Origin of the sequence: Streptomyces sp. NPDC007095 (assembly GCF_040634475.1) — a bacterium.
Lineage (GTDB): Bacteria > Actinomycetota > Actinomycetes > Streptomycetales > Streptomycetaceae > Streptomyces.
In genome coordinates this window covers 1-5364 of the sequence record NZ_JBEYFS010000410.1, presented here as the reverse complement: position 1 = coordinate 5364, position 5364 = coordinate 1, and the positions used below count along the sequence as shown (strand labels likewise).

The following is a 5364-nucleotide window of genomic DNA, read 5'->3' as shown; positions in this document are numbered from 1 at the left end:
CTTCCGCATGTCGTCGTTCTGGCGCACGCTCATCTGCGCGAGATGCGCCGAGAGGATGTCCGAGACCAGCCGGTCCAGGCTCTCCACCGACTCGTGCAGCGCCGCTTGGCGAGCTTCGCGCTGCGCGCCTCCCAGGTGTGGGCGAGGTCCTGGCCGAGCCGGCCGGAGCGCAGGGCCGCCGCCTGGCCACCCTCCCGCTCGATCCGCTGGAAGAAATCCCAGCCCGCGTGTGCGAGTTCGTCCGTGAGCCGCTCCACATACCAGGAGCCGCCCGCCGGATCGATCACCCGGGACAGATGTGACTCCTCGACCAGGATCGTCGAGGTGTTGCGGGCGATCCGCCGGGCGAAAGCGTCCGGCAGGCCGAGCGCGTGGTCGAAGGGCAGCACGGTGACGGCGTCGGCGCCGCCCACCCCGGCGGCCAGCGTGGCGACCGTAGTGCGCAGCATGTTCACCCACGGGTCGCGGCGGGACATCATCACCGGCGAGGTCACCGCGTGCTGCACCTGCCCGGCAGGGGCCCCGCAGACCTCGGTCACCCGCGCCCAGAGCCGGCGCGCCGCCCGCAACTTGGCGATGGTCAGGAACTGGTCGGCGGTGGCCGCGTACCGGAACTCCAGCTGCCCACAGGCCTGTTCGACACTCAGCCCGGCCTCGGTCAACTGCCGCAGATAGGCGACACCGGTCGCCAGCGAGGCGCCCAGCTCCTGCGCGGCCGAGCCGCCGGCCTCGTGGTACGGCAGCGCGTCCACGGTCAGCGCCCGCAGCCCCGGGTACTCCTCGGCGCACAGCCCCGCGAGAGCGGCGACGGGCGCGAAGTCGAACCCGCCGTCTCCCGTACGGGCCTCGTGGCCCAGCGGGTCGGCTCCCAGGTTGCCGCGCGCCGCCTCCTTGGCGACCCCGCGCTCCTGGTAGAGCCGTAGCAACTCGCGTGCGGCGGGCTCGACTTCACGTCCCGCGTCGAGGACGACGGGCGCCAGGTCGAGATAGACACCGTCGAGGACGCGGTCGAGCGAGGACACCGCGATGCCGCCCGCACCGGCGACCAGCCAGAGCGAGGTGACGCCGTTCTCCAGGTCCGCGAGAACCGCCGCGCCGTCGGCGGCGGTGTGCTGCTGCCGTACGTCCCAGCCGCCGAGCGTGTTGCCCTCGGGGCGTCCGCCCCGTACGAAGGGAGCGAAACCGGGCAGGCCGGGATCGGGCGCGGAGTCGTCCGCGGTGTACAGGGGCCGGGCGCGAAGCCCGTCCTCCAGCGTGGTGGACAGGGCGTCTTCCGCTGCTGCGCCCGAGACTTCCTTGCCCGACTTTCGCAGGACGCCTTCAACCAGGCGTTGCCACTGCTCATGGGTCGCGTCAGGGAACTCGGCGGCCAGCGAGAGCCCGTCGTCAGGCAGGACCGTCATGCTCGGATGTTAGGCCAGATCCGCAGGTGAGCAGCAGAGGACGCGGCTGTGACCTTGACCTCCCAGGGGTGGTCTTGATCAACAGGCCGTGTTCGTACTACGGCATCACATGGATCGCGGACAGCGCCGGGTGCCGCGGAGCGAGGAGCACGACCTGCGTTGTCCCGATGGTCTCAGCGGTCGGGGAGTGTTCCCGGAAACCGTACGCGGGGGCGGTCGGCGGAGCCTTCGCCCGTGACGGTGACGGTGGCTCGTACGCCGTAGACGTCGGCGATCAGGGCCTCGGTGAGCGTCTTCGACGGGGAACCGCAGGCGACGGCCCGGCCCTGCCCGAGGACGACGATCCGCTCGCAGTACATGGCCGCGAGGTTGAGGTCGTGCAGGGCGACGACGCTGGTGACGCGGAGTTCCGCGATCAGGGCCAGCAGGTCGAGCTGGTGCTGGACGTCGAGGTGGTCGGTGGGCTCGTCGAAGAGGAGTTCGCGTGGTTCCTGGGCGAGTGCGCGGGCGATCTGGACGCGCTGGCGTTCGCCGCCCGAGAGCGTGTGCCAGGAGCGGTCGGCCTTGTCCGTCGGGTCCGTACGCTCCAGCGCGGTGCGAACGGCCCTCTCGTCGGCCGGAGTCGAGGGCGACCAGGCGCGTCGGTGAGGGATGCGGCCAAGACGTACGACGTCGAGCACGGTCAGGTCGACCTGGGTGTCGACCTGCTGTTCGACGTCGGCGACGCGCCGGGCGACGGCCCGGCGGCCGAGGTCCCCCAGCGGATGTCCGTCGAGGGTGACGATGCCGGAGGCGGGAGTGAGGACACCGGCGAGCAGACGCAGCAGGGTGGACTTGCCGGAGCCGTTGGGGCCGAGCAGACCCGTGATGGATCCAGGAAGGGGCGTCAGGTCGACGCCGTCCAGGATCAGCCGCCCGGCGGCGGTGCGGTCTTCGGACTCGGGATCGCCCGGACGAGGCGCCTTCCTGGACTCCGGTCACATATGACCGCCGTCCGGTGGCTTCGTGTTGCCCCGCCCGTCACCCTTACCGCTGGGCGTCAGCTCCGGATTCACACCGGATTGCCTTGACCGGCCTCGGCAAATCAGCACGCCCTCGTCGGCCTCGCCTTCAGCATGATTGTTAGCCTTGACTGTGATCCAATTCCCCGTGCCCGGCCAAGGCTTGCGATGAGCGCCGTCGGCTCCTTCCCGCTCGGTGCCGCGACCACGCTCGCCGAACTCGCCGCGGATCCGCATCCGCGACTGGCCCGGCTGCGTGCGCATGAGCCCGTTTCCTGGCTGCCCGAGCTGGACGGCTGGCTGGTGACCCGTCGTGATCTGGCGCTGAACGTGATGCGGGACCCCGTGACCTTCACCGTCGACGACCCCCGGTTCTCCACCGCACAGGTCGTCGGCCCGAGCATGCTGTCCCTGGACGGTGACGAGCACGCCCGCCACCGGGAGCCCTTCACCGCTCCCTTCCGCCCCAGGGAAGTACGCGACGGCTTCGCCTCGTTCATCGAGCGGGAGACCGACCGGCTCATCACCGCGCTGGAACCGGCGGGCGCCGTCGAACTGCGACGTGCCTTCGCCGGCCCGCTCGCCGTCGCCGTCGTGACCGAGGCGCTCGGGCTGGTCGGCACCACCGCGGACACGGTGCTCTCCTGGTACGACTCCATCGTGCTGTCGGTCTCGGACATCACCGCCGGACACGAGGCGGCACCCGCGGGCGCCGAGGCGTACGCGCGGCTACGGGGCGCGGTCGAAGCCACCGTCGCCGGCCGGGGCGCGACTTCGCTCCTGGGCGCCGCCGCCGAGCGGCTGGCGCTGCCAGAAGTGGCGTCCAACGCCGCGGTGCTGATGTTCGGAGGGATAGAGACCACCGAGGCGATGATCACCAACGCGCTGCTGCACCTGCTGCGACACCCCGGCCAACTCGCCCTTGTCCGAGATGACGTCGACCTGCTGGACGGGGCGATCGAGGAATCGCTGCGCCTCGAACCCGGAGCGGCGGTCGTGGACCGGTACGCCACCGGTGACACCGTCCTCGGCCCGGCCACGATCCGCCGAGGTGAACTGGTCACCGTCTCCCTGGCGGGCGCCAACCGCGACCCGGCCGTCTTCCCCGATCCCGATCGGTTCGACGTCCGCCGCGAGAACGCGCGTCTCCAGCTGGCCTTCGCACACGGCCCGCACTATTGCCTCGCCGCGCACCTCGCCCGGCTGGAGACCCGTATCGCCCTTCAGCGCCTGCTCGAACGCCTCCCCGCCCTGCGCCTCGACCCGGCCCACCCGACCACTCCGCACGGGCTGGTCTTCCGTAAGCCGCCCACCCTGCATGTCCAGTGGGACGGCCCCGCCTGATCAACGTGACACCAGCGTGCGTCGCAGGGATCTCATGAAGGGCCGCAGAAGCCATCGCCGGGCGGGTACCTCGACGTACTCGTAGAGGAGCCAGGCGAGTGCCAGCGACACCGCGAAGGCGGTGATCGCGCCGATCGGCGACGGTTTGAACAGGTGCTGCCCTGCCCGCAGCACGAGCAGGTGGACCATGTAGAAGGCGAAGGAGAGTTCACCCAGTCGGACGAGGGCCGGATGTCGCCACAAGCTGGGCAGGCCGCGTACGTCGGCGAGGGCGGCCGCGGGGATCAGACAGGTGAAACCGACCAAGGTGCAGGCGACGCAGGCGTACGATCCGCCGACCTGGGAGACCAGGAAGTAGCCGATGATCGTCAGGCCCACCGACGCCTCCAGGCCGGGGCCGCGCCAGCGGCCGAGGAGCACGAGGCGGGCCACGGCGACCCCGAGGACGAACTCCGGCAGCCGGGCCGGGGGAAAGGAGTACAGGGTGCGGCCGACACCCATGTGCAGGTCCGCCCGGGTCAGGATGAGCACGGTCAGGACGCTCGCGCCGGCGAGCGCGGTCGCGGTGAGGGCCCCGGCGTGCCGCAGCAGCAGGGCGAACGCGGGGAAGGTCGCGTAGAAGAACGCCTCGCACCCGAGGGACCAGCTGACGGGGTCGAGTGTCTGCCACCACGGGTGCCACCAGGAGTGGACGAGAAGCAGATTCGCCGCGCTGCCGGCCGGCTTGCCCATGCCCATGACGAATACCGCGATACATGCCGTGACCAGGTGGACGGGGTAGAGACGGGCGAAGCGGCGGCGCCAGAAGGCCGTGGGGCGGTCGTCGGACCGGGCGGACCAGGCGAGGACGAAGCCGGAGAGCAGAAAGAAGAAGGAGACCCCCGTCGAGCCCGCCCCGAAGCCCCAGTCGGCGAAGTGACGGGCCTCCCCGTTGAAGTAGCCGAGATTGCGGGTGTGCAGGCAGAAGACGAGAAGGGCCGCCACCCAGCGCAGACCGGTGAGGGAGGGCAGTGGACCGGGATGGGTCACCCCGCGATGCTGAGTCTTCGATCGGACCGGCGATTCGGATTGCTCCGGCTCGGCGAAGGAAGACTTGCTCACGATGGGACCGCCTGTGTTGGTCAAGGAGAGGTGCTCGCTGGGGGACTGGGGTGTTGAACTGGGCACGTTTGGGGTGGTTGTCGTCGACGCGTTTTCCCCGAGGAGCCGGTAAGTATGCGTGTCGAATTGCCGTTCGATGTGGTGATGGGTGTCGGTCGCTGCAATGCCGTGTCAAGGTGTGAACGCCTGGTCGGACGCTGGGTCACCCTCTATCTGACGGCGGACGGGACACCTTCGGGCCACGGGATGGCCGATGGACTGTGACACGCACGAGGACCCGCGTCGCGTTCGGAGCGTCGGGAGCAAGGGCCACTGGACGGGGTGCGGTACGAAGGCCCCCGCCGCGCAGGCACGCACACGCGATGCCACCCTCAGTCCGTGGGAGTGGCATGGCGGGTCAAGGGGACGGCGCGTCCGGGGCCTTTAACCGCCCCGGTTTTGATGTCAGCTACTTGTTTCGACACTTCGTCAGTGGTTCGCTTTCACTAGCCTTTCCGGTCCCCACCTGACGCCTC

4 protein-coding genes, 2 pseudogenes and 1 riboswitch are annotated in these 5364 nt (G+C 70.3%); of the genes and pseudogenes, 2 read left to right on the top strand and 4 right to left on the bottom strand.

Annotated elements, in window-relative coordinates; all coding sequences use genetic code 11:
* The 3 genes and pseudogenes from ABZ656_RS56165 to ABZ656_RS56155 all read right to left on the bottom strand — a co-directional run.
* A pseudogene (locus ABZ656_RS56165) lies at positions 1–99 on the bottom strand (magnesium transporter CorA); the annotation flags it as partial.
* Positions 99–1403 (bottom strand): annotated as a pseudogene (locus ABZ656_RS56160) (methylmalonyl-CoA mutase subunit beta); the annotation flags it as partial. The pseudogenes ABZ656_RS56160 and ABZ656_RS56165, both read right to left, overlap by 1 nt.
* A gap of 173 nt (positions 1404–1576) precedes the next feature.
* Positions 1577–2314 carry an ABC transporter ATP-binding protein gene (locus ABZ656_RS56155; protein WP_360280214.1) on the bottom strand — a complete coding sequence of 246 codons (738 nt, stop codon included), beginning with the start codon at positions 2312–2314 and terminating at the stop codon, positions 1577–1579.
* Between the two features lie 15 nt (positions 2315–2329).
* Positions 2330–2494: riboswitch (cobalamin riboswitch) on the bottom strand.
* A 78-nt stretch (positions 2495–2572) separates the two neighbouring features.
* On the opposite strand from ABZ656_RS56155, the gene ABZ656_RS56150 reads away from it, so the two are divergent.
* A complete protein-coding gene (locus ABZ656_RS56150; protein WP_101406802.1) occupies positions 2573–3748 on the top strand; it encodes a cytochrome P450 in 1176 nt (391 codons plus the stop codon).
* Here the strand turns inward: ABZ656_RS56150 and ABZ656_RS56145 are convergent, their stop codons facing one another.
* Positions 3749–4777 (bottom strand): acyltransferase, encoded by a 1029-nt coding sequence (locus ABZ656_RS56145; protein WP_101406801.1) that lies wholly within the window; start codon positions 4775–4777, stop codon positions 3749–3751. It abuts the gene before it with no gap.
* Between the two features lie 186 nt (positions 4778–4963).
* Here ABZ656_RS56145 and ABZ656_RS56140 point away from each other — a divergent pair, with 186 nt between their 5' ends.
* Positions 4964–5113, top strand: coding sequence for a hypothetical protein (locus tag ABZ656_RS56140; RefSeq protein WP_360280210.1), 150 nt, complete (start codon positions 4964–4966; stop codon positions 5111–5113).
* The last annotated feature ends 251 nt before the right edge of the window (positions 5114–5364 follow it).

What these genes read in the sequence shown, in the direction of transcription:
- ABZ656_RS56140 (WP_360280210.1), top strand. Translation starts at nt 4,964, where the DNA reads ATGCGTGTCGAATTGCCGTTCGATGTGGTGATGGGTGTCGGTCGCTGC.
- ABZ656_RS56150 (WP_101406802.1), top strand. Translation starts at nt 2,573, where the DNA reads ATGAGCGCCGTCGGCTCCTTCCCGCTCGGTGCCGCGACCACGCTCGCC.